This window comes from Bdellovibrio sp. CKG001 (genome assembly GCF_055397465.1).
In genome coordinates this window covers 2,568,655-2,590,316 of sequence record NZ_AP029173.1, presented here as the reverse complement: position 1 = coordinate 2,590,316, position 21,662 = coordinate 2,568,655, and the positions used below count along the sequence as shown (strand labels likewise).

21 protein-coding genes are annotated in these 21,662 nt (G+C 50.2%); 15 read left to right on the top strand and 6 right to left on the bottom strand.

From position 1 onward, the window contains the following. Positions 1–633 carry a ribulose-phosphate 3-epimerase gene (gene rpe, locus ACZ50P_RS12215; protein WP_464135212.1) on the top strand — a complete coding sequence of 211 codons (633 nt, stop codon included), beginning with the start codon at positions 1–3 and terminating at the stop codon, positions 631–633. A 149-nt stretch (positions 634–782) separates the two neighbouring features. Here rpe and ACZ50P_RS12210 read toward each other — a convergent pair whose 3' ends face one another. Then, entirely contained in the window at positions 783–1,274 is a 492-nt protein-coding gene (locus ACZ50P_RS12210; protein ID WP_464131449.1) for an NUDIX domain-containing protein, read from the bottom strand. A 142-nt stretch (positions 1,275–1,416) separates the two neighbouring features. Here ACZ50P_RS12210 and ACZ50P_RS12205 point away from each other — a divergent pair, with 142 nt between their 5' ends. The 6 genes from ACZ50P_RS12205 to ACZ50P_RS12180 all read left to right on the top strand — a co-directional run bounded on the left by ACZ50P_RS12205 (position 1,417) and on the right by ACZ50P_RS12180 (position 8,160). Beyond that, the gene (locus ACZ50P_RS12205; RefSeq protein ID WP_464131447.1) at positions 1,417–1,941 is read left to right on the top strand and encodes an outer membrane beta-barrel protein; all 525 of its coding nucleotides are present in this window, start codon (positions 1,417–1,419) and stop codon (positions 1,939–1,941) included. A gap of 209 nt (positions 1,942–2,150) precedes the next feature. Further along, positions 2,151–3,686 (top strand): histidine ammonia-lyase, encoded by a 1,536-nt coding sequence (gene hutH, locus ACZ50P_RS12200; RefSeq protein ID WP_464131445.1) that lies wholly within the window; start codon positions 2,151–2,153, stop codon positions 3,684–3,686. A 59-nt stretch (positions 3,687–3,745) separates the two neighbouring features. Further along, positions 3,746–5,392, top strand: a complete 1,647-nt coding sequence (hutU, locus tag ACZ50P_RS12195; protein WP_464120480.1) for a urocanate hydratase — start codon at positions 3,746–3,748, stop codon at positions 5,390–5,392. 171 nt (positions 5,393–5,563) lie between these two features. After that, positions 5,564–6,541: an ABC transporter substrate-binding protein gene (locus ACZ50P_RS12190; protein ID WP_464120481.1), complete on the top strand. Its 978-nt coding sequence runs from the start codon at positions 5,564–5,566 to the stop codon at positions 6,539–6,541. Next, positions 6,542–7,363, top strand: coding sequence for an ABC transporter permease (locus ACZ50P_RS12185; RefSeq protein ID WP_464131443.1), 822 nt, complete (start codon positions 6,542–6,544; stop codon positions 7,361–7,363). Beyond that, positions 7,363–8,160, top strand: a complete 798-nt coding sequence (locus tag ACZ50P_RS12180) for an ABC transporter ATP-binding protein (RefSeq protein ID WP_464131441.1) — start codon at positions 7,363–7,365, stop codon at positions 8,158–8,160. The genes ACZ50P_RS12185 and ACZ50P_RS12180 overlap by 1 nt, the downstream gene beginning before the upstream one ends. 35 nt (positions 8,161–8,195) lie before the next feature. Here the strand turns inward: ACZ50P_RS12180 and ACZ50P_RS12175 are convergent, their stop codons facing one another. The 3 genes from ACZ50P_RS12175 to ACZ50P_RS12165 all read right to left on the bottom strand — a co-directional run bounded on the left by ACZ50P_RS12175 (position 8,196) and on the right by ACZ50P_RS12165 (position 10,735). Then, positions 8,196–8,483, bottom strand: coding sequence for a hypothetical protein (locus ACZ50P_RS12175; protein ID WP_464131440.1), 288 nt, complete (start codon positions 8,481–8,483; stop codon positions 8,196–8,198). A gap of 239 nt (positions 8,484–8,722) precedes the next feature. Next, the gene (locus tag ACZ50P_RS12170; RefSeq protein WP_464120485.1) at positions 8,723–9,421 is read right to left on the bottom strand and encodes a hypothetical protein; all 699 of its coding nucleotides are present in this window, start codon (positions 9,419–9,421) and stop codon (positions 8,723–8,725) included. A 9-nt stretch (positions 9,422–9,430) separates the two neighbouring features. Continuing rightward, the gene (locus ACZ50P_RS12165; protein WP_464131438.1) at positions 9,431–10,735 is read right to left on the bottom strand and encodes a hypothetical protein; all 1,305 of its coding nucleotides are present in this window, start codon (positions 10,733–10,735) and stop codon (positions 9,431–9,433) included. 130 nt (positions 10,736–10,865) lie between these two features. On the opposite strand from ACZ50P_RS12165, the gene ACZ50P_RS12160 reads away from it, so the two are divergent. The 8 genes from ACZ50P_RS12160 (at position 10,866) to ACZ50P_RS12125 (ending at position 18,842) form a co-directional block, all read left to right on the top strand. Further along, the gene (locus ACZ50P_RS12160; protein ID WP_464131436.1) at positions 10,866–11,600 is read left to right on the top strand and encodes a hypothetical protein; all 735 of its coding nucleotides are present in this window, start codon (positions 10,866–10,868) and stop codon (positions 11,598–11,600) included. Beyond that, a complete protein-coding gene (locus ACZ50P_RS12155) occupies positions 11,591–12,607 on the top strand; it encodes a hypothetical protein (protein WP_464131434.1) in 1,017 nt (338 codons plus the stop codon). The genes ACZ50P_RS12160 and ACZ50P_RS12155 overlap by 10 nt, the downstream gene beginning before the upstream one ends. Further along, entirely contained in the window at positions 12,604–13,161 is a 558-nt protein-coding gene (locus ACZ50P_RS12150; protein WP_464131432.1) for a hypothetical protein, read from the top strand. The genes ACZ50P_RS12155 and ACZ50P_RS12150 overlap by 4 nt, the downstream gene beginning before the upstream one ends. 83 nt (positions 13,162–13,244) lie before the next feature. Then, entirely contained in the window at positions 13,245–14,876 is a 1,632-nt protein-coding gene (locus ACZ50P_RS12145; RefSeq protein ID WP_464131431.1) for a hypothetical protein, read from the top strand. Continuing rightward, entirely contained in the window at positions 14,846–15,310 is a 465-nt protein-coding gene (locus ACZ50P_RS12140) for a hypothetical protein (protein WP_464131429.1), read from the top strand. Before ACZ50P_RS12145 ends, ACZ50P_RS12140 begins: the two co-directional genes overlap by 31 nt. 180 nt (positions 15,311–15,490) lie before the next feature. Then, the gene (locus ACZ50P_RS12135; protein ID WP_464131427.1) at positions 15,491–15,937 is read left to right on the top strand and encodes a hypothetical protein; all 447 of its coding nucleotides are present in this window, start codon (positions 15,491–15,493) and stop codon (positions 15,935–15,937) included. Between the two features lie 158 nt (positions 15,938–16,095). Next, positions 16,096–16,314: a hypothetical protein gene (locus ACZ50P_RS12130; RefSeq protein ID WP_464131425.1), complete on the top strand. Its 219-nt coding sequence runs from the start codon at positions 16,096–16,098 to the stop codon at positions 16,312–16,314. Between the two features lie 8 nt (positions 16,315–16,322). Further along, on the top strand, positions 16,323–18,842 hold the full coding sequence (locus ACZ50P_RS12125) for a cell wall anchor protein (protein ID WP_464131423.1): 2,520 nt from the start codon (positions 16,323–16,325) through the stop codon (positions 18,840–18,842). Between the two features lie 110 nt (positions 18,843–18,952). Here the strand turns inward: ACZ50P_RS12125 and lpdA are convergent, their stop codons facing one another. Together lpdA and odhB are read right to left on the bottom strand one after the other, a co-directional pair. Further along, positions 18,953–20,362, bottom strand: coding sequence for a dihydrolipoyl dehydrogenase (gene lpdA / locus ACZ50P_RS12120; RefSeq protein WP_464131421.1), 1,410 nt, complete (start codon positions 20,360–20,362; stop codon positions 18,953–18,955). 2 nt (positions 20,363–20,364) lie between these two features. Next, complete coding sequence (odhB, locus tag ACZ50P_RS12115) at positions 20,365–21,612, bottom strand: 2-oxoglutarate dehydrogenase complex dihydrolipoyllysine-residue succinyltransferase (protein WP_464131420.1); 1,248 nt, start codon at positions 21,610–21,612, stop codon at positions 20,365–20,367. Positions 21,613–21,662: the final 50 nt, after the last annotated feature.

The following is a 21,662-nucleotide window of genomic DNA, read 5'->3' as shown; positions in this document are numbered from 1 at the left end:
ATGGTTGCGCCCTCTATTTTGTCAGCGGACTTTGCCAATCTTGAAAAAGAGATCAAAGCCATTACAGAAGCTGGGGCGGACTGGGTGCATGTCGATGTGATGGACGGGCGTTTTGTTCCGAACATCACGATTGGTATTCCTGTTGTGAAGTCTTTGAAAAAGGTGTCTTCACTGCCATTGGATGTGCATCTGATGATCGAAGAGCCGGAACGCTATGTGGAAGACTTCATCAAAGCGGGCAGTGATTATCTGACCATTCATGTGGAATCCACCAAAGATGCCGCAGGAACTTTGCGCAAGATCCGCGAGTTGGGTGCCAAAGCGGGCATCACCTTAAGACCGCGCACACCGGTAGAGCAGGTCTTACCGCTGCTTCCGCTGTGTGATTTGGTTTTAGTTATGACTGTCGAGCCGGGCTTTGGAGGTCAGTCCTTCATGCACGATCAAGTTGCTAAGATCACGCGTCTGCGCGAAGAAATTTCGTCCAAAAAGTTGAATTGTCTGATCGAAGTGGACGGCGGCATCAACGCCGACACCGCGAAGATCTGCCACGAAGCTGACGTCTTCGTCGCTGGCAGCTATGTCTTCGGCAAAGAATACCGCTCCGCCATCACTACTCTTAAAAACGCTTAAAAGGTGCCTGGTTGTTTTTTCTGGCTACAACGCATCAGTCGTCGTGCTGGGGGTGTTTAGTTGGCTTTGGGGCGCGCGTTTGTCTGGCTTTGGTTAAGTAAGTTTTGTTGTCTGCTGCGCAGTAGCCAGAAAAAACAACCAGGCACCTTTTAAAGATTCAGCAGGGCGATGGGGTTTTGTTTGCCGTTTTCTAGGTAGAGGATTTCATTGGGGTGATCTTGCAGGCTTTGCAGACGTCTGGCGATGTTCGGTGCCAGTAATGGCAGGGCTTCATCGAAGTCCGTGAAGCGATAGTTTTTAACGTCATAGAATTTAGCTTCGATGGACTGGGCTTGTTCTTCGGTTAAGTCTTCGGTTGAAAAGACCAGTTGAAGATATTCTCCTTTGACGTCGGTGTTGGCGACATAATCAACAGCGATCAGGTTTTTTGGTACGATCTTGAGCTTTAGCTCATCTTGCACTTCTCGAATGAGAGCTTCTAGTGGGGACTCCTCATATTCCACTGTGCCCCCAGGTAGAATCCAACTGGAACTATATCCAGGCTGTATGATCAGCAGCATTCTTTTGTAGAATATCAGAGCGGCGACACCAATACGTTTGCGGGGCAGGGATTCATAATATTCTTTGTCGTCCTTGTACATAAGAACTCCTGTGTGAAGGTCCGGCCAGCTTAAGGGCCAGAGGGGACTGTTTCGGTCTTTGCATCGTTGACCCTTGGGCGGACTCCTCTCAGAATTTTAGGGGAGTCCAAAATATTTTTGGGTTACAAAAGGAGAAGACTTTATGAAAAAGCTCTTAGTAGTGTTGGTTGCAGTTCTTGGATTTGGGAGCGTTTCCAAAGCGGATATTTTGATTGAACCGTATGTGGGTTATGAAATGGGTAAGACCACGGATCCAGATGGGAAGCTGACGGGTTCTCAATTGGGCTTGCGCCTGGCTTACAAAACTCCGTTGATGTTGTGGGTAGGTGCTGACTACACAATGGGAAGTGGTGAAACGGATCCTGATGTTGGTACAAAAGAAGATGCAAAGCGATCCACTTTGTCTGGTGTCGTGGGAATTGATTTCCCGATTCTTTTGCGTGCATGGGTGGGTGTTGGTCTTACGAACGACATCAAGGTTGGTGACTACAAGTTTGAAGGTAAAAACGTGAAAGTCGGCTTGGGCTTCACAGGTCTGCCGTTTGTTTCCTTGAATCTTGAGTACATCAAAGACACTTGGGACAAATGGGATGGTCCGGTTGCTTTGACAACAGACGCTCAAAACGAAAGTTACGTGTTCTCTGTGTCCTTGCCTCTAGAGTTCTAATTTCCAAACAAAACAAGAAACATCAAAAAGCCATTCTGCTAACCCCAGAATGGCTTTTTCCGTTAAAAGGTGCCTGGTTGTTTTTTCTGGCAATAGCGCGTTATTGGGGTCTTTGATGCGCCATAGCCAGAAAAAACAACCAGGCACCTTTCTTTGATTGGGGTGGGGGTTTTGCGCTAGGATGCGGGCTTCTTTAAGAGAGGCCTACTATGCAGATTACTGGTGAAAATATCACACTTGAAAACCTATATCAGATCGCCCACAACCCTTCGATCAAGGCAGAGCTTTCCGCGTCCGGAAGAGCCAACATGCAAAAGTCCCGTGACTATATCGAAGGTCGTATTTCCAGTGGCGAAGTGATGTATGGCGTGAACACCGGTTTCGGCGCCTTCTCTTCTGTTCGTATTTCAGACGCTGAAATTGAACAACTGCAAAGAAATCTGATCCGTTCTCATTCCATGGGGATTGGGGCGCCGTTCACGAAAACCGAAACGCGCGCCATGATGGTTCTTCGTGCCAATGCCCTGGCAAAAGGTCACAGCGGTATTCGTCCCCTGGTTGTTGAAAAAATTCTTGAGTTCCTGAACAACGATATCATTCCGGTGGTGCCTTCCCAGGGTTCTGTGGGGGCCAGTGGTGACTTGGCTCCGCTGTCTCACCTGGCGTTGACCATCATTGGTGAGGGCGAAGCGTGGGGCGCTGACGGCAAGCCCGTTCACGTGACTGAATTGTTGAAGCAAAAAGGTATCACTCCGCTGGAGCTGAAAGCCAAAGAAGGTCTTTCCATGATCAATGGCTGTCAGGTGATGACGTCCATCGGTCTTTTGTCCTTGTGGGAAAACCGTCGCTTGTTGTGGTTGGCGGATCTGGCAGGAGCAATGACTTTGGAAGGCCTGCGTGGTTCCCGAAAGCCATTTGATCCTTTGATTCAGGCCAGCCGTCCTCATGCCGGCGAAGGCAAGACGGGGCGCAATTTGATTAAACTTATGGGCGAAACCAGCCCGATCGCAGAAAGTCACGCCGTGAACGATCCGCGCGTGCAGGATGCGTATTCTTTGCGTTGTATGCCAGCGGTTCATGGGGCTGCGAAAGATGCTTTGAGATATGCGGTGAAGGTTCTTGAAACTGAGGCGAACTCTTCCACCGACAATCCTCTGGTGTTTGCGGATGCGAACAAAGTTCTATCCTGTGGTAACTTCCATGGCATGCCAGTGGCGCACGCGATGGACTTTGCGGGGATCGCGCTTTCTTCTCAAGCCAGCATCAGCGAGTGCCGTATTTCCAAGATGATCTCCACTCAAATGAGTGAGCTTCCACCGTTCCTGACTCCAAACGGGGGCTTGAACTCCGGTCACATGATCGTGCAGGTGGCAGCCGCTTCCTTGGTGAGTGAAAACAAAGTCTTGGCGCACCCAGCGAGCGTGGACTCCATCCCGACATCGGCGGAGAAAGAAGACCACGTATCCATGGGCACGATCGCAGCCAGAAAGTTTGCGCAGATTCTGCGTAACGCAGAAAACGTGATCGCGATGGAGTTGCTGTCAGCGACGCAGGCTCTGGATTTGCTGGCTCCATTAAAGCCCGCAGCGGCGGTGAAGGCTGTGCATGAGCACATCCGCAAAACAGTTCCGTTTGCAAAAGAAGACCGCATTTTCTCTAAAGACGTCGAGGCGATCAAAGCCATGATGGTGTCTGGAGAATTGATGAAAGTCGTCGAACAAACAGTCGGCGAACTGGAATGGTAGTTTTTTAAAATCTAGCGCACTGCTTCTGTAAAAGTAAGCAGGTACCTTTTGGAGGATTTATGTCTCGTGTTGTGAAAGCCCCTACAGGGAATAAGTTGGTTTGTAAGGGATGGTTGCAGGAAGCTGCTTACCGTATGATTCAAAACAATCTGGATCCGGTGATCGCGGAGCATCCTGAAAATCTGGTGGTCTATGGTGGTATCGGTAAAGCGGCTCGTAACTGGGAATCTTTCGACAAGATTTTGGAAGCGTTAAAAGAGCTTGAAAACGACGAAACTCTGCTGGTTCAATCCGGTAAGCCAATTGGCATTTTGAAAACTCACGAAGACGCTCCACGTGTTCTCTTGGCGAACTCCAACTTGGTGCCGAAGTGGGCAACATGGGAACACTTCAACGAACTCGATAAAAAAGGTCTGATGATGTACGGTCAGATGACGGCGGGTTCTTGGATTTACATCGGGACCCAAGGGATCATTCAGGGCACATACGAATCTTTCGTTGAAGCTGGTCGCCAGCATTTCAATGGCAACCTGACGGGTCGTGTGATCCTGACTGCGGGCCTGGGTGGCATGGGTGGCGCACAGCCTTTGGCGGGTGTTTTTGCTGGTGCTTGTGTTCTGGCAGTAGAGATTGACCCCACTCGCATCCAAAAACGTCTTGAAACCAAGTACGTGGACGAAGTGGCCACGGATCTTGATGATGCTTTGGCGCGCATCAAAAAATACACGGCAGCTGGTGAGGCGAAATCCATCGCCTTGCAAGGCAATATGGCAACTGTCATCCATCAATTGATCGAGAAAAACTTCACGCCAGATCTTTTGACGGATCAAACTTCGGCGCACGATCCATTGGTGGGCTACATCCCAGAGGGTTATACTGTTGAAACAGCAAAAACCTTCCGTGAAAAAGATCAAAAGGCCTATTTGAAGGCCGCTTACGATTCCATGGCCAAACACGTTCGTGGCATGTTGATCATGAAGGATCGCGGTGCTGTGACGTTTGACTATGGTAACAATCTGCGTGCGCGTGCTCAGGAAGCCGGTGTTGAAAATGCCTTTGATTACCCAGGGTTTGTTCCAGCGTTCATTCGTCCTTTGTTCTGCAAAGGCTCGGGTCCATTCCGTTGGGTGGCTTTGTCTGGTGATCCTAATGATATTAAAGTGACAGACGATGCGCTTCGCGAATTGTTCCCGCACAAAAAAGATCTTCTGCGTTGGTTGGATATGGCTGAAGAGCGCATTGCCTTCCAAGGTTTGCCAGCGCGTATTTGCTGGCTAGAATATGGCGAGCGTGCCAAAGCGGGCTTGCTATTCAACAAGCTTGTCGCTGAAGGCAAAGTGAAAGCGCCAATCGTGATCGGTCGAGACCATTTGGACTGCGGCTCTGTGGCTTCACCTAATCGTGAAACCGAGGCGATGAAAGACGGCTCCGACGCTGTCAGCGACTGGGCCTTGTTGAATGCCCTTGTGAACACGGCGTGCGGAGCGACTTGGGTCAGCTTGCATCACGGTGGTGGCGTGGGTATGGGTTACAGCCAGCACGCAGGTCAGGTGATCGTAGCGGACGGAACGGAAAAAGCCGCACGTCGCTTAGAGCGCGTATTGACAGCCGATCCGGCAATGGGTGTCTTCAGACACTTGGATGCGGGTTACGAGCTGGCGGAACAAGTGGCCAAAGAGCGTGGCGTTCGCAGTCTTTGGATCTAATTTCGAAGTCATTACTGAGCCTCTCGATGTTGTGTCGAGAGGCTTTTTTTTTGCCCGGTTGACGGCTGCGCCTGTGTAACAACACAAACACCTGTCTTCGTCTTGCCATCATCTGCCAATAGTTTGACGATACTTTCATAAAGATTTCTTTTCGCTGGAGGAGGACCTTTTATGAAAGTGGTCAAGCTTACGGGATGGATTCTTCTGATCTCACTGTTTCATTTTCATGCTCAAGCCCAAGCACCTGATTTGGTGCGTGTCGGGAATCTTAAGTTTGCTCACTATGGGGCGATCAGTTACATGAGCGAGTATTGCGGAAAGTACAATCTGAAAGTCACAGAACGGGTATTTGCCAAGGGCATTGATATTATGCCCGCGATCATCGCCGGAGAAATTGACGTGGCGGCCAGTGCAGCCGATGCCGCCATTGCAGGTCGAGCCGGGGGTGTTCCCATTTTCGCCGTGGCAGGTTTTGCAGAAGGCGGCGCACGCATCGTGATTCGTCCGGATCTGCCCATTAAGTCAGTTAAAGATTTCAAAGGTCGAAAGGTCGGTGTCGCCCGAGGGGGTGCCCAGGAACTGCTGCTTTTGGCGGAACTAGCCAAGAACAATCTGACCTGGTCTGATCAAAAGGGCAAAGACGTGCAGATCGTCTACATGGCCTTCGCAGATTTGAATCAGGCGCTGCAGGCCAAGAACATCGATGCCATGGCTCAGAGCGAACCTCAGGCGTCCCAGGCGATCAATAAAGGCTTTGGAGTGGAGCTGTTGAAACCCTATGACACGCCCATGGGCGAACCAATTCGCACTTTGGTTATGACCGAAAAAATGTACAACACCCAACGCCCGGTGGCGCAACGTTTTATGAAGTGCTTTGTTGAAGTGACAAAGTTGTTCATCGAAAAGCCGGAAGTGGCCGAGAAGTACGTGATATCAAAGATGTTCAAAAATCAGATCACCTCTCAGGATTTCAAAGATGCCATTGGCAACTCGCCTTACACTTATGATCTGACGATTGAGCATATTCAGATCACCACGGATTTTATGCAGAAGTACGGTGTCGGGCGTATGCAAAAACCACCTAAAGCCTCGGACTGGGTGAAGCTGGATCTTTTGACCGAGGCCAAGACCGCGTTGGGAGTCAAATAGATGGCGGCCGAGAAAAGCCTCCTTTCTCAGCTTAAGGGTGTGTGGGTGCCGGCCATTGTCATCCTGGTGTGGGAGGCGGTGGTGCGTGCAGGATGGGTGAACCCTCAGGTTCTTCCGGCGCCCTCGGCTGTTCTTATCAAGTGGTATCAGTATTTGATGCCTTTGGAGGAATATGATCCGTCACAAGGGTCGAAGTTTGCCTGGTATTTTTCCGGGGAACTGGTACGGGACATGTGGGAAAGCTTCTATCGTGTGCTGATGGGATTTGTTATCGGTGCGGGGCTTGCGCTGCCGCTGGGGCTTTTGATGGGAGCCAGTAAGCACATCTATGACTATATGAATCCCTTAATCCAGGTGCTTCGTCCGATCCCTCCGATTGCTTATATTCCGCTGGCCATTCTGTGGTTCGGTTTGGGCAATCCTCCCGCCGTGTTTCTGATTGCATTGGGCGCTTTTTTTCCCGTCTTGATGAATACGATTGTCGGAGTTCGAGCCGTGGACAGCATCTATATCCGAGCCGGAAAGAATCTGGGAGCGGGGTCTTTTTTAATGTTCCGCAAGATCATCGTACCAGCTGCGATGCCTTATATCTTAAGTGGTGTGCGTATTGGTATTGGAACTGGCTTTATCTGTATGATCGTGGCTGAAATGATCGCTGTGAACAACGGTTTGGGGTATCGCATTTTGGAGGCCCGGGAATATTTCTGGTCAGACAAGATCATTGCCGGGATGTTTTCTATCGGTCTTCTGGGGCTTGCCATTGATACCGTGGTCAGTCGTTTGAACAACTATCTGCTGCGATGGCATCGAGGTTTGGAATAATGGCAGATCAGGCACAGATTCAAATCAAACATGTTTCAAAAGTCTTTAAAGGATCAGAGCAGGACGTGGTCGCACTGAGGGACATTGACTTCAGTATCCCCGAAGGGCAGTTCGTCTGTTTGTTGGGGCCGTCGGGGTGTGGCAAGAGCACGTTGCTCAATGCGATAGCGGGGTTTTCCCTGCCATCTGAAGGCAGGGTTGTGGTCGGAGGGCAGGATGTCTCTGAACCAGGCCCGGATCGAGGCATGGTCTTTCAGGAGTACGCCTTGTTTCCATGGATGACGGTCGAGGAGAATATCACCTTCGGTCTTAAAATCAAAAAAGCAGATCCGGCGAAGATCGAAGAAAAACTACAGCAACTTTTAAAGACATTGAAACTGACAGACTTCCGCCGCCGTTTTCCCAAAGACCTCTCAGGTGGTATGAGACAGCGGGTTGCGATTGCGCGCGTGCTGGCACTGGATCCTCCGATCATGTTGATGGATGAACCCTTTGGCGCTCTGGATGCTTTAACCCGCCGAAGTTTGCAGGATGAGCTGTTAAAGATATGGAGTGATCTTAAAAAAACCGTGGTCTTTGTCACTCACAGTATTGAAGAGGCCATATATCTGGCGGACCGTATTGTGGTGATGAGTTATCGCCCGGGCACCGTAAAGAAAGATGTGCAGGTGGATATTCCTCGCCCGCGCAATCCCGCAGATCCAGATTTTAACAACTTAAAAAGAGAACTGTCGTTGATGGTGATGGCCGAACAAAATCGCTTCGAACAGGCCACAATGGGAAGCACCGGCGATTAACCGGCCCCGCCGGCAGAGCTGAAGAGCCAGAGGCTTTAATCATCCGACGAAAGCGTACTGGTCGTCACGCGACTGCGACTGACTTTTTTTATTTTATGAGCGAAGTGGAAGAACATCATTCCGACAAAGGAAAAGGCCAAACCCAGAGCGAAAGTGGTTGAAGTGGAAACCAGTGCCAACTGCAGGAAGTCTTTTATCGAAGGGGCCTCTGTGTAAGAGAGCTTCAGGCAATTTCGGATCAACAAGGGCAGTATATATCCCAAAGTCATCAGCAAAGAGTTTTCGATAATGTGGGTAAAACGTCGGGCCAGGAAGCCATTCATGAAAAATAGCAGACAAAGAAAATTGACGGAATCGCCAATCACTTCCCAACCAAGTGCTTGATAGACAAGGACTAAGGACCCTGAAAAGAAGAGGGTGTAGTAGACCCACAAGCTTCGGCTATGCAAAAATGAACCGCTTTTTGTCATGATAAAACCCTCTGTGTTTAATCTTAACAGAGGGCTTGTGGATTGAAATACCGTGACGGATTCTTAATAAGGTCCTGGACCTTGGATGGGCCCTACTGACACTGACATTCTTTGAAACGGCAAGAAAGGATCTTGCCATGATTGTTGTATTGGAACTCAAAGACTTTGTTATCGTGTTTTTCCAAAGCAACAGAAGTCTTATCGCGCAAGAAAAGTTCAGACTTCACTTCATGACGGGTGACTTGGCCCAGAGCCAGCAGGGACTCCAAGGTCTCATCGCCTTTCAGGGGCAGACGTTCCGGATAGCCTTCAGCATCCAGTTTGAAGAAGCGGATCTCGACACGGTCTTTGGCGTTGGTATTGTCAGCCGTGATCAAATGCACACGGCGTAGGGATCCGTCTGGCAAAGTCAGATGATAGTTTTCCAAAGAAATTTCCTCTTTTTCGATGCCCACGCTTTTCTGCAGATATTCCATCAGGGCTTCAGGGGTCGCAACCGCCTGGGCAGCCACTTCCGGAGCGCACTCTTGCAAAGACTTCAGAAAGTTGTCTTTGCCGGAGTCAGCTGGGGTAGCGGAGTCACCCTTTTCCCCTAGAAAACTTTCATCGGATCCTGTGGTTTGAGGAGTTGCATTCGATGGGATCGCTGCTCCCTGATCTTCCATAACTTGCATAGCTTCCTGCTGCTTTTGGTGGAAAAGGATGTGCAGGAAATAATAGTCCGTTGCAATCCCCAAAAGGAAAAGTGCCAGTGCCCACAGAAGCCAAGTGCTGAGTTTTGTCGATCTCATAGTTCCTTATTATTCCTGGTTTAAGTCCGGAGCCCAATGGTCCCATGACTGGCAGGTTCTTGCACGCTGCGAAGGTCCACGAACCTCACCCCAGCGGTATTCGCCGCCGTCGTGCGGGTTGTTGGAAATCAGGCCCAGGAACAAGCGGCGCTTGAACTCGGCCAGATCCATGGTGCGGCCAGGAAGGTACGCCGTCGCGCAGACAGAAGAAGCTGTCACAGTTTGTGCCGCCATTTTTGCAGCTTCTTGCGCCACAGACAGGTTGATGGCCGGGAAGATCTTATCCAATTGAGCTTTTGTTCCTGCGCTGAGCTGATTGCCGCCATTGATTTGCAGAATTTCGCGGTACGCACGACGCAAGGACATGAAGTCGTCAAAAATACGACGGTCACGGTTTGGTGTGGAGTAAGTATCGTAAGTTGCATAATCCATGCACTTGGAGTTGCGCTTCAGATAGTCGATGCCTTCGTTGAGGGAGGTCACGCGGCCCGTGAAGCCCTCACAGGTGGTTTTCATCAAACGAGCAATCAATTGATCGTCCGTTTCCTGGCGCAAAGCCAGACGGTTTTGTACGTAGCGAACCCATTTGTTCAATGGAATTTTAAACTGTTCATCGCTGTAGCCCGGAGTCTGCCAAACAGGTTTGTTCAAAGCAGAAGCTGGTCTCCAGTAGCGGAAGCCCGCTCCGCTGGAAGCGGAGTAGTCACCCTCAAATACCCATTCAGGATTGGGCCAGGACTGACGTTCTTGCAAACCAAAGCCCGAATTCGCGCCCACAACAGAATTGTAAACCAAATAAGGGACCCCAATAGGCAGGATCTCTTTGATTGTCCAAGAGTGGTGATTCTTTTTTGTCGTCGCCATCAAACCACCGGAACGGATGGTGTCACGGCTGATCGCCACAGGGTAAGTGTCGTTTGGAAGTGAGCGAGTGCTCATTGTGTTGTAGATGAACAACAGGAAGTTGCGAACGCGGTTGATTTCGCTTTGACCATCCCAGCGACTCATTTTATTGGAAATCGTTTTGCCAGAGGCTGTCGGGTCTTGAGCTATGAACGGCAGACGGTTTTCGTAAGCAAACACGATGCGCATGGAATAAACAGTGTCGGCACAGTCGACGCGAAGGCCATAATAAGGATTGCTCTGACCATTTTTCAACGATTTGCGAGAGAAGAAGTCCGTACGCCATTCCGCGCGCACCCATTCCGCGAAGCGGTCCTCATAGGCCGGGGACCATTCGTTGACTTCGGTCCAAACCGCCGCCTGAGCGGACATTGCGAAGAGCATCATTACAGCAAAAGCGAAATTACGCATGTAGCCTCCCTGAAGTGTTACACCGGGGCAGGGGTATATTGCTGTGGAGTAAGGATCAATGGAATTATTATACTGCCTTATGTGTCATCTCGAATTTTGCGCTTAGCGACATTAGTATGCTGCGTTATCTATGCGAACAATCATTCATCTCATACTTATTGCGTCCGTTTCTGCTCTTCTTTCGTGTCAGACAAAAGAGCAACCTGTGACTCGCGAAAGTCGTCTGTCTGCCGGTCACAAACTGATCGATCAGGGGCGCTATGACGAGGCGATTGGCTACTTTAAGGAGTTCTTGCAGGAAGATTCTCATCCCCATGTGAAGATGGCTCTGGCGTCAGCCTATGCAGGGCGGGCGGGGATTCGCATCGAGAAGATCTATACATTTGTGGTATTGCGGAACTTTCAAACCGAGATTGCGCCTCTGGAGGGTCTTTCATTGGATCACCAAACACAAAGTCTGGTGAGATCGTTGTCAAAGTATTCGCAGCACTGGAAAAAGGTGCCGCTGCTTTCAGAAGAGGGACGCCACGATATTTCTGCCGCCGTGGCGGTGCTGGAGCATGAAGCAAACTCGGGAGCACGCCTTTATTCAGCAGTCCTTCGCGTGGTGCTGTTAAAATCTGTCGTTGAACAGGGGCTTCAATCCTGGAGTCGGGTTCACAAGCACAGTCTGTGTTCGGATCAGTTGCAACCTTACTTCCAGTGGATGATTGAATTGACAGACACGCTGATCCTGGTTTTGCAGGATCTTCAACGGGCCTTTCCGGATCAGAAGAGTGAATATGCCAAATATGAATCAGACCTTATGATCTTCAAAGCCGAGGCCCAGAAGGTGCCGTGGCCTCAGGAGAAAATATGCTTCTGAGACTTCTTGTGTTGTTTGCAGCGATGTCCGCCCTGACGGCTCAGGGGGCGACTTATTCTCCGGTCTTACGGGATGGAGGCAGCCGCTTCCTAGTCAGATCTCTGGGAAGTGTTTGTTATTCGATGGACAGCTTCCGCCGGGGGCTTCCCTGCAATCCGGCTTTTGTTGCTAAAGACAAAGCTCCGCGCTTTGATGTGGATCTGATGCTGGGAAGTAATATGGAATACCTGCGCGAGGCCGAAGAGCTTCTTAACGGCAAAAGCGATGAGCAGGGCGTTGCCAAAATCTTTTCCCGGCGCGAGATGGTGGATGGCGAGATTTCTATTGAAGCCTCTTTTCAGCGGCCGACTTGGGGTGTTTCGATTGAGCCATATCGCCTTGTGTATGTTTATCAGTTTGAAAATGCAGCTCTTCCTATGGTGGAGCTGATCGCTTCGGAAGAACAAAGTCTCAAAGCCCAGTTGGCCAGTTTCACTTCCGGAAATTTTTATGCCGGCTTGCAGTTGCGCTACACACATATCAAGTACATTGGAAATTCGTTTTCCATCGCCGAAGCCATGGCCGGTGATAATGAAAAGCTTTTTGAAATTCACAATCAGGACATTTTGTATGTGGAACCGGGAATTTTGTATGCCTGGGAAGACGCCGTTTGGGAGCCGCAGATTTCTGCCATGCTTTCGCAGTGGGGTGTCAGCTCCAAGAAATCAGAACAGTATCCCATCCGACCGCAGGGGCTGTTGGGGGCTTCGCTAAAACCCACTGTGCCGATGGGCTTGCTGGAAGTCGGTATGCAGGTTCAAATTCACAATGAAACCAAAAATTTTCAGGATGCTGTTCGTGCCGCGATCACTTATCAACTGGGTCTTCTGCAGGCGGTGGTCAGTGGGTCGCAGTATGATCAGTCGGCAGGATTTCTAGCGACTTATAAAAGCTTTTCCACGGGGCTTTCCTATTGGAGTGAAAGACAGAATAAAAGCGTCTTCGTTCAATTCGGGGTGAGTCTGTGAGGCTTTTGCTGCTGATGATGACAGTTCTGCTTTCTCATCCGTCGTGGGCAATGAAGCGCGAGACGGCCTATACTGGTGCTGTCCAATGGACGGAGTTTCGTCAGTATGTGTTGCATCAGCAGCAGGAAGATGAACGCACGGGTGTGGCTTATATGATTTCCGGGGCGGTGGCTGCGATAGGCGGAACGATCGCGTATCAGCAGTCAGAAGAAGTCTTCAGTCGCACGATCTTTGCCATTACCTCCAATTTGGGGCTGGCGGCGATCGGACTTGGAGCCACTTATTATTGGACGGGGAACGAGCTGGATTCTTTTTATTATGCCATCGAGGGCTCATCCTTAAGTCTAGCTGAGCGCAATGAGGTCCTGCAAAGATTCCTGTACAAGCAACAGGAAGAAAAACGCAAGGCCAAATGGATTCGTGTGGCCACTCATGCACTGCTGGCGGCAGCCAATATCTACGGAGCGACTCAGGAAGAAAATAAAGAGATAAGCTCAGTTTTCTATTTTCTGGGCGGAGCCAATGCTGTGCTGGCTTTGACCTACACCTTTTAGCTGTGTTCCTGGACTTTAGTTCATTCAGTTTTGATTCAATTAAACAGATAAGAAGTTGATATTCCACTTGATAGGAGAAGCTAGTGCGACGTTCAAATACTTCTTTCTGGTTTTCCACATTTTGTTGTTTCGTGGCCTTTGCCGGTTTTGGCTGGTATCAGGCGTCGGTAAACTCAAATCCGGAAACGGCGGGAACTGCCGACTTTGCATCCAAAGGTGCCTTTGAGACGGCAGAGCAGTGTGGACCGGAGCGAAACTATTTTGCCAATGACCTTAAAAAAATGTCGGCAGTCTACGCGGGCAACCGCAGTCGGGCGCAATTGGGGAACAGCAACCCACCGAAGGAATGTGTTTCCTTTATCATGCAAAACTTCATTCCTTTAAACTCCAAATCAGGTGCTATTTCGATGTGTCGCGGAGCTAAAGGAGAGCTGCTGGCTTCTCCGACTAAAGGTGCTGACGGCCTTGGGTTCCAACCCCCTTGTACGACAGAGCCCTATGTGAACAGTGTTTACAACGCTTTGGTGGATGTCGGGGATTGTCTGAATATTCCAGTGAAGGAGCTTCTGCCGAAGCTTTACAACGAAAGTGGTCTGCACGTGAACACCTTGGGCGGCGGTTTCGACGCGGGTGTGGGACAGTTGACGGTCAGCGCTCTGAAAGAGGTTTTCGTCCGTTATAATATGGATGCCAAACAGCCATCCACCTTGGACTGGTATATGAAAGAAATTGCCAAATCCAACAAAGAATCCTGCAAAAGAATTGTGGCCGAAAAAAGCGCTTACGCTCTGGAAGTTCCTGCAGGCAAAAAGCTTTGTCTGGTGGGCGAGTCTGAAGGTGCCGATTGCTACACACCGTGGTCTTCTTCCAATCGTTGTGTGGTCATGACGGTTCCGTCCAGCCCACTTCGCAATGTTCTTTTCACTGGGATTTTCTATCGCAGTATGCTGAAAAATGCCACGGGTCTAAGCTATTCCGCGGGTAATGACATTATCAATGGCCGCATTTACAGAGAAGGCGAAGAGCTGAATGGTTACATGGGTAAGGGTAACTATGTCGAGCGCCTGCGCGCTTTGGGGGCTACTCATGCCAATCTGAATGTGATCAAGCAGATTCTGGTTTCTTTGGGTTTCAATGCCGGTATTCAGAGCGGAAAAATCTATCTGGATAACTACATCAAACAACGAGAAGAAAAGAAGAAGTATATCAAAAACGAAGACATCGACTTCCAGAACATCAGCACCGGGAAATGGGCGATCGTGACGAATCTGCCGACGTTCTGGCGCGGTCTGGGTTCGGAAGATGCGGCAGAGTTTGACAAAGCTCTGACTTCGCTTGAGGTGCTGCGGGAATTGGGCGTGGACGTGGTGAAAGCTCAGAAGATGTACAAAGATCTGCGTCCTCACGTGCAAAAAGAAGTCAAAGCCATCAACGGCAACGCCAAACTGTCGGAAAATGACAAGCAGAAAAAGATCAATGAATTGAAAGTAAAATACGACAAGTACCGCCATCCGCTGCTGAAGGCCGTATTTGCCAAGTCGGATGAACTGACTTTGCCAGAGTACATGAGAATCGCACACGCCTATGCGATCATCACAAATCCAAATGCGGGCGGGGCTCCAGGGTATTTGAGTTTCGTCGCCGCAAAACATAAGCAGTTGGAAAAAGAGATGGGAGTTAAAGTATGTACAGCAGACCAATACTTGCAGTTCTAGGATCAATTTCAGTTGCTTTGCTGACGTCCGCGTTCACCTTCCAGGTGCGTGCTCCTTTTGCTGGTGGCGGTGAAGCGACGATCATGAAGGTGGCCGACGTGGTTCGCAGTGTGGACGGGCAGCTCAACGTTCTTAACAGACAGGTTCATTCCCGTATGCCGGCCAGTGCAAAAGTGGAAATTCTAAAGCAAACTCTTTCGACGATCGAAGAAGTTCGTAAACAAAACTCGCTTCAATCTGTCGACAGGGAAGTCTATTTGGACTACTCGACGGCGTCTTTAGAGCATGTGGCAACGGACAGGGAATTTTCCGTTGAAAAGTGTCCCGAATACAAAGCCCGTGTGATGATCGACTTTGAACCCTATGCGGAGCATCGTCCGACGCACCCTGCGTTGAAAAGATCCTACGAAATCATCGAAGGCATCTGCTCATAAGCTGGCAGGTGAAAAAGGCCCCACTGACGGCGTTGGTGGGCCTTTAGGGGCAGCCTTTATATTTTCGCCATGTGTGCTTTCTCATGAATCATAATTAAAAAATCAGCAGTATTTGGATTACCAATAGGGTCGTGATTGAAAAAAGCTCCAGAACGTAAGATAAAGGGTCTGGAGGTCGTTATGAAATCGGGTATCTTAATTTGGGCAGTCTTGGGCAGTCTGTGTCTGGGGGCCACTTCAGTTTCTTACGGGGCTGGAGGCAAAGAGATTCCGATCTACAGCAACCGCAGTGTGCGCCAACAAGTCGATACCTTGGCGGAACTTCTGGAAAAAGAAGTCGGCAAGGCCAAAAACAACCGGGATCGTTTTCGCGCAATGAACCGTGTGGTGGGACAGATAAAAAGTCTCCGCGACAACAGCGTACCACAAGGAGCGCAAGACGAGGCCCACATGGATCTGATGGTTTCTGTTTTGGAATCTCTGCCATCGGAAAAGAACTTCAAGAAGAAAGACTGTGCCAAATACGAAAGCGATTTGATCAATCAGTATGAACCCACTGCGGAAGAAGTTCCGCAAGAGCCTGCGGTTCAGCCGGCATGGAAGGTGCTCAGCTTTTTGTGTCAATAGCTGAGTCGTTGGGTTGTCTCACATTGAGACAGGTAAATCTTAAATCGTTGCAATGATTTAAAGGCGACCTCACAAAAATCCGATCTTTCCAAGTAATGAACCTAAAGGTAAAAATCTGTCTTTTACTATGTACAATGGGAGTACTTGGAGGCTGTTCAATGGAAGCCTCTATCGAGTCTTTGTATAGAGGGGTAGGCCCCTTCGTATCAAGCAAAGGAAAAATAGTCATCGCTCCTTCTCGTCAAATGATAGCGCAGGATCACACGGGGCAATACAGAGCCGAAGGTGTGGTCGGCGAGGTCATTACGACAGAGCAGGCCCAGTCGCAAGACGGTGCCTATCGTGCAGAAGTTAATGTTCGTTTTCAGGTGATGTGAGGCGATCTATGTCATTCGCATGCGGATTTTTGTTGATCGGACTTCTTTTCCTCTCCATAGCACAGGCCAGCGGCCCTAAGACCGTAAATATCTCAGGGCGCATCATGGACAATACGACAGATCTTCCTTTGGCTGCGGTCAGTGTGGATTTTACAGTTAAAGTTCTCAGTCCCAACAACTGCCTATTGTATGAAGAACAACATCTGGGAAAAGATATGTCTGGCTCCGAGGGGGCTTTTTCACTTTCCGTGGGGACTGGAACCGGAGCTGTGAATGTGTATGCCACAGCAGGACAGGAACAAACCCGGGAAAATATCCTGAAGGTTTTTTCAAATCACACGACAACCCTCAATGGACTTCAGTCGGAAGATCAGGGCAGTGAATCCACGGTGTGTAACGGAACTTACACGCCGGCAGCCGGGGATTTGCGTAAAGTGAAGATTGTCTTTAATACAGGCGCTGGCGGGCCACGTACTATTTTGCCTTATCATCAGATTGGCACAGTCCCATATTCGATGGTGGCGCAAGAGGCGGCCATGGCCCGTGACTCTGAAAAGCTTGGTGGAGCGTCTGCAGGTGATTATGCCAAGTTGTCTGACTTAAGCGCCGAGGTTCCGAATAATGAAACCGATCCAACGGTGCGCCCGTTTGCGAAATCGGCATTACCCAACTGTGGAGCGGGTGAGGTTTTGAAATCCAATGGAGCCAGCTTTTCCTGCGTGACTGATACGGGCGGAGCCGTGCCGGTGGCTACCGCCGCCAGCACCGGCGTTGTGCAGGTGGGTTCTGGCTTGTCTGTAAATGGCGCTGGTGTTTTAAGTGTCGGCAGTCTGCCGATCTCGCAGATCACGGGTTTGCAGACGGCCCTGGAAGACCGCCTGCAGATGAGCGTTTTGCAGCAGTGCTCGACCAGCCAGGTTTCAATTTGGAATGCGGTTTCAGACACCTTTACATGTTCTAATATCAGTGTGACTGCGAGTCAGATGACTGACTTTAACACTGCGGTGGATGCGCGTGTCGGTGCTGCTGACACAGCCAATCCTAAATTGCCTTTGAGCGGTGGCACAATGACGGGCGATCTGAATATGGGTGGCGAAGATATCCTGGCCAGCGGTCACATCACAATGAGCGCCACTAAAACACTGCTTTTGGGGAACTTCACGCAAGTGCAGGAAGATGCCCTGGTGTTGAATGCCGGTCACAAGGGGCTATCGTGGTACAATTCGGATCTGAAGGCATTGAGATACTATGATGGCGCAGCCAAGCTGACAGTGGCGGCCAGCACTTCGGCCTGCACTGACGGGCAGATTTTAAAATGGAATAACACAGCCAAAACCTGGGATTGTTCGGCGGACTCTTCGGGATCGAGTCCCGGGGATGCAACTTACGCAGCAAAGGGTCTTGTGCAGTTTGATACCAGTGCTGATACTTCAGGAATGATCGTGGCGTCCGGTGTTGCCAGAGTGAACCACGGGACGGGGGCCTATCAGATTGTCAGACTGGGATCTGATTCCAAGCTTCCGGCCGTGGATGGGTCTGCACTGACGAATATCAATGCCAGTAATCTTGCGACAGGGAGTGTTTCTGCTTCCGTTTTGCCGACGGCCACAGTCGCCAAAGGTGGTACAGGTTTGACGTCAGGCACTTCAGGTGGAATTCCTTATTTCAATTCCGGCACAACTATGGCTTCGTCGGCGGCGCTGACTCAGCACGGGGTTGTATTGGGCGGTGGAGCAGGGTCTTCGCCTGTTGCAACAGCTGCCGGGACTGCTAATCAGGTTTTGCGTGTGCCAGCAGGTGGCGGTGCGCCGACCTTTGGTGCTATTGATTTGGCTTCTGCGGATGTTGTGGGAACTTCAGTTTTACCAATTGCAAACGGCGGTACGGGGGCTGCGACAGCGGCCAATGCCCGCACAGCTTTGGGGTTGGGAACCGCGGCTGTGGCGACAACGGGGAGTGCTTCAGGCAATGTCCCGGTCTTGGGTGTGGGTGGTATGACTGCGAATAAGATGTGTACTTCAGATGGTACCGGAACTGGCATTATCTGTAACGTGAACATCCCGGGGACAAGCACCCTGATGGGGTCTTTGACGATGCTGGGAAAGGCGGGGTGCGTGTGGGAACATGCCAATACTTCGTATGCCTCTTTTTCGAATGTGACAGCATGTAACGCGGCCACGGTGACGGGGCTGGCTTCGGCTCCAACGGAAGGCAAGATTCCGGGCATTCGTTTCGCAAGTCTTCCCGCGGGAGATTATGAGCTGACGGTATTACTTTTTTCGATGTATCCAGTGGATGCCGGGGTTTACTGTCGTTATCGTCTTTGGGATGGCACAAACTACTCGGGCACGGCAGGGGCCTATCAAAGTGAAATCTATCAAATGACCGGGTTGTTCTCTTATGCCACGGACCAGACGAATTTGACCTTTTATGTTCAGACGCAGACGACGACGGCCTCAAAAAACTGCCGTGCCGACATTTCGGTGCCTGGACAGGATAAGATGCAAATCTATTTGAAGAAGTTATAGCTGGTTGAATACGCGGAAAAGAAAAAACCCACAGTCGGTGACTGTGGGTTTTGTTTTTGCTGCTTCAGCTGAATCGCCGGTCGGCAATTCCGCACTGCCGGCGGGGCCGACTACATCTGGCGTTGACGTTTTTCAACGGCCAAAGCCGCTTCACGCACAACTTCAGACAAAGTCGGGTGGGCGTGGAAGGATCTTGCCAGATCTTCGCTGCTGCCGCCGAACTCCATGCACACGATCACTTCGTGGATCAGTTCAGACACGCTTGGACCCACCATGTGAGCGCCCAGGATTTTGTCTGTTTTCTTATCCGCGATGATTTTGACGAAACCTTCCGTGTAACCTTTCGCGCGCGCACGGCCGTTGGCCATGAACGGGAATTTACCCACGTTGATTTCAAGACCTTTTTCTTTGGCGTATTCTTCAGTGATACCGACAGAAGCAATTTCCGGGTGAGTATAGATCACACCTGGAACCGTGTCGTAATTCACGTGACCTGCACCACCAGCCAGGATTTCTGCCAATGCCACGCCTTCTTCTTCCGCTTTGTGCGCAAGCATAGGACCGGCAATAACGTCACCAATGGCATAGATGCCAGGAACGTTGGTTTGATAGTGTTTATCGACGATGATGCGGCCTTGAGGATCCTTTTGGATGCCCATTTCTTCGCAGCCCACACCTGTCGTGAATGGTTTGCGGCCTGTAGAAACAAGCACAACATCCGCTTTCATCGATGAAGCTTTCCCATCAGTCAAAGACTCATAGGTCACTTCAACGCCATCATTGCCCACTTTAGAACCTGTCACTTTGGTGGATAGAAGGAAAGTCATACCTTCTTTTTCCAGGGACTTTTTAAGCACATTCATACAGTCCTGATCCATCGTGCCGCCCAGACGGTTGGCATACTCGATCACGGTGACTTTAGCACCCAGACGCTGCCATACAGAGCCCAGCTCCAAGCCGATGACACCACCACCGACAACGATCATGGTTTTTGGAACCTGATCCAACGCCAGAGCGCCTGTGTTGGAGACGATACGTTTTTCATCGTACTTCAAGAACGGCAGCTCCACGGGGACAGATCCAGTTGCGATCACGATATTTTTGGTCGTAAGAATCTGCGTGTTGCCGTCAGCACCTTTTACTTCCACTTTCCCCGGAGCCACGATTTTACCCAGGCCGTTGAAGGGAGTGATCTTGTTCTTTTTGAACAAGAAGGCGATGCCTTCGGTGTTTTGTTTTACAACTTTGTCTTTGCGAGCCTGCATGGTTGGAAGATCCAAATCGACTTTGGATACTTTCACACCGTGAGCCGCTAGATCATGCTGAGCCGCCTGATAGTGTTCAGAGCTTTCAAGAAGCGCTTTGGACGGGATGCAACCTACGTTTAAGCAAGTGCCGCCATAGGTTTTATCTTTTTCAATCACGGCCGTTTTAAGACCCAGCTGAGCTGCACGAATGGCCCCTACGTAACCGCCGGGACCGGAACCAATAATAATTAGGTCAAATTGAGTGTCTGCCATGATTATACCTCTAGAAGCAATCGTTCAGGATCTTCGACAAGTTCTTTAATTTTCACAAGGAAGCTCACAGCCTCTTTGCCATCGATGATACGGTGATCGTAAGTCAACGCCAGATACATCATCGGGCGGATTTCCACTTTGCCGTTGATCGCCATAGGACGATCCTGGATTTTGTGAAGGCCCAAGATAGCTGACTGCGGGAAGTTCAGGATCGGAGTTGAAAGCAAGGAACCGAACACGCCCCCATTCGTGATGGAGAAGGTGCCGCCGCCCAGATCGTTAGGAGTGATTTTGCCGTCACGACCTTTTGCTGCCAAATCGCGAATAGCGAGTTCAATACCAGCCAATGACAAAGTGTCCGCATCTTTAATGTTCGGCACCATCAGGCCTTTCTCAGTGGAAACGGCAATACCGATATTGTAGTAGTTGTGATACTCGATGTCTGTGCCGTTGATCCATGCGTTCACCGCAGGGAAGTCTTTCAGTGCTTCGACAACCGCTTTCACGAAGAAGCCGTTAAAGCCCAGATTCACGCCGTACTTTTCTTTGAATTTGTCTTTGTATTTAGAGCGAAGCTCCATCACTTTGCCCATGTCCACTTCGTTGAAAGTGGTCAATAGAGCTGCTGTGTTTTGCGCTTCCTTCAGTTTTTCCGCGATACGTTTGCGGATAGTCGTCATTGGAACAAGTTTTTTGTCGCCTTGTTTCGACGGGCCCGTAGCAACCGGAGTTACTGTCGCAGGAGCGGCCTTAGCTGCCGGCTTGTCCGCCGTAGCTTTAGTGGAGGCGGAAGCCTCAAGAACGTCCCCTTTCGTCAGGCGGCCGTCTTTGCCTGTGCCTTGGATCGCAGAGGGATCAAGACCCTTTTCATTTACGATTCTGTTAACAGCCGGGGACAGGTGCGCAGAGGCGGCGGCAGCCGGCAGAGCTGCAGCACCGGCAGGTGCGGAAGCTGGAGCAGCTTTCGGAGTTTCAGCCGCAGGAGCTGCTGCGCCCGCTGCCGGTTTTGCGTCCGTATCAAGAGTTGCAACTGTTGCGCCGATTTGAACAACCGCACCAGCCTCACAGCCTGGATTGATAGTCAATACACCGTCATTTTCTGCAACAACTTCCACGCTGGCTTTGTCAGTCTCAAGAAGCATAAGCACTTCATTGCGTTTTACAAAGTCGCCGGATTTTTTGGTCCAACTGCCGATGGTTGCTTCTGTGATGGATTCCCCAACCGCGGGAACTTTAATCTCTTGTTTCATGGCAACGTCCTTTTTTAAATCTTTCTAAAAATCAAATTATTTTCTACTTC

Coding starts and splice junctions, on each gene's coding strand:
- lpdA (WP_464131421.1), bottom strand. CDS start 20,362: ATGGCAGACACTCAATTTGACCTAATTATTATTGGTTCCGGTCCCGGC.
- ACZ50P_RS12170 (WP_464120485.1), bottom strand. CDS start 9,421: ATGAGATCGACAAAACTCAGCACTTGGCTTCTGTGGGCACTGGCACTT.
- ACZ50P_RS12140 (WP_464131429.1), top strand. CDS start 14,846: ATGTACAGCAGACCAATACTTGCAGTTCTAGGATCAATTTCAGTTGCT.
- ACZ50P_RS12155 (WP_464131434.1), top strand. CDS start 11,591: ATGCTTCTGAGACTTCTTGTGTTGTTTGCAGCGATGTCCGCCCTGACG.
- rpe (WP_464135212.1), top strand. CDS start 1: ATGGTTGCGCCCTCTATTTTGTCAGCGGACTTTGCCAATCTTGAAAAA.
- ACZ50P_RS12190 (WP_464120481.1), top strand. CDS start 5,564: ATGAAAGTGGTCAAGCTTACGGGATGGATTCTTCTGATCTCACTGTTT.
- ACZ50P_RS12210 (WP_464131449.1), bottom strand. CDS start 1,274: ATGTACAAGGACGACAAAGAATATTATGAATCCCTGCCCCGCAAACGT.
- ACZ50P_RS12175 (WP_464131440.1), bottom strand. CDS start 8,483: ATGAATGGCTTCCTGGCCCGACGTTTTACCCACATTATCGAAAACTCT.
- ACZ50P_RS12130 (WP_464131425.1), top strand. CDS start 16,096: ATGGAAGCCTCTATCGAGTCTTTGTATAGAGGGGTAGGCCCCTTCGTA.
- ACZ50P_RS12180 (WP_464131441.1), top strand. CDS start 7,363: ATGGCAGATCAGGCACAGATTCAAATCAAACATGTTTCAAAAGTCTTT.
- ACZ50P_RS12185 (WP_464131443.1), top strand. CDS start 6,542: ATGGCGGCCGAGAAAAGCCTCCTTTCTCAGCTTAAGGGTGTGTGGGTG.
- ACZ50P_RS12160 (WP_464131436.1), top strand. CDS start 10,866: ATGCGAACAATCATTCATCTCATACTTATTGCGTCCGTTTCTGCTCTT.
- ACZ50P_RS12135 (WP_464131427.1), top strand. CDS start 15,491: ATGAAATCGGGTATCTTAATTTGGGCAGTCTTGGGCAGTCTGTGTCTG.
- hutU (WP_464120480.1), top strand. CDS start 3,746: ATGTCTCGTGTTGTGAAAGCCCCTACAGGGAATAAGTTGGTTTGTAAG.
- ACZ50P_RS12205 (WP_464131447.1), top strand. CDS start 1,417: ATGAAAAAGCTCTTAGTAGTGTTGGTTGCAGTTCTTGGATTTGGGAGC.
- ACZ50P_RS12125 (WP_464131423.1), top strand. CDS start 16,323: ATGTCATTCGCATGCGGATTTTTGTTGATCGGACTTCTTTTCCTCTCC.
- odhB (WP_464131420.1), bottom strand. CDS start 21,612: ATGAAACAAGAGATTAAAGTTCCCGCGGTTGGGGAATCCATCACAGAA.
- ACZ50P_RS12165 (WP_464131438.1), bottom strand. CDS start 10,735: ATGCGTAATTTCGCTTTTGCTGTAATGATGCTCTTCGCAATGTCCGCT.
- hutH (WP_464131445.1), top strand. CDS start 2,151: ATGCAGATTACTGGTGAAAATATCACACTTGAAAACCTATATCAGATC.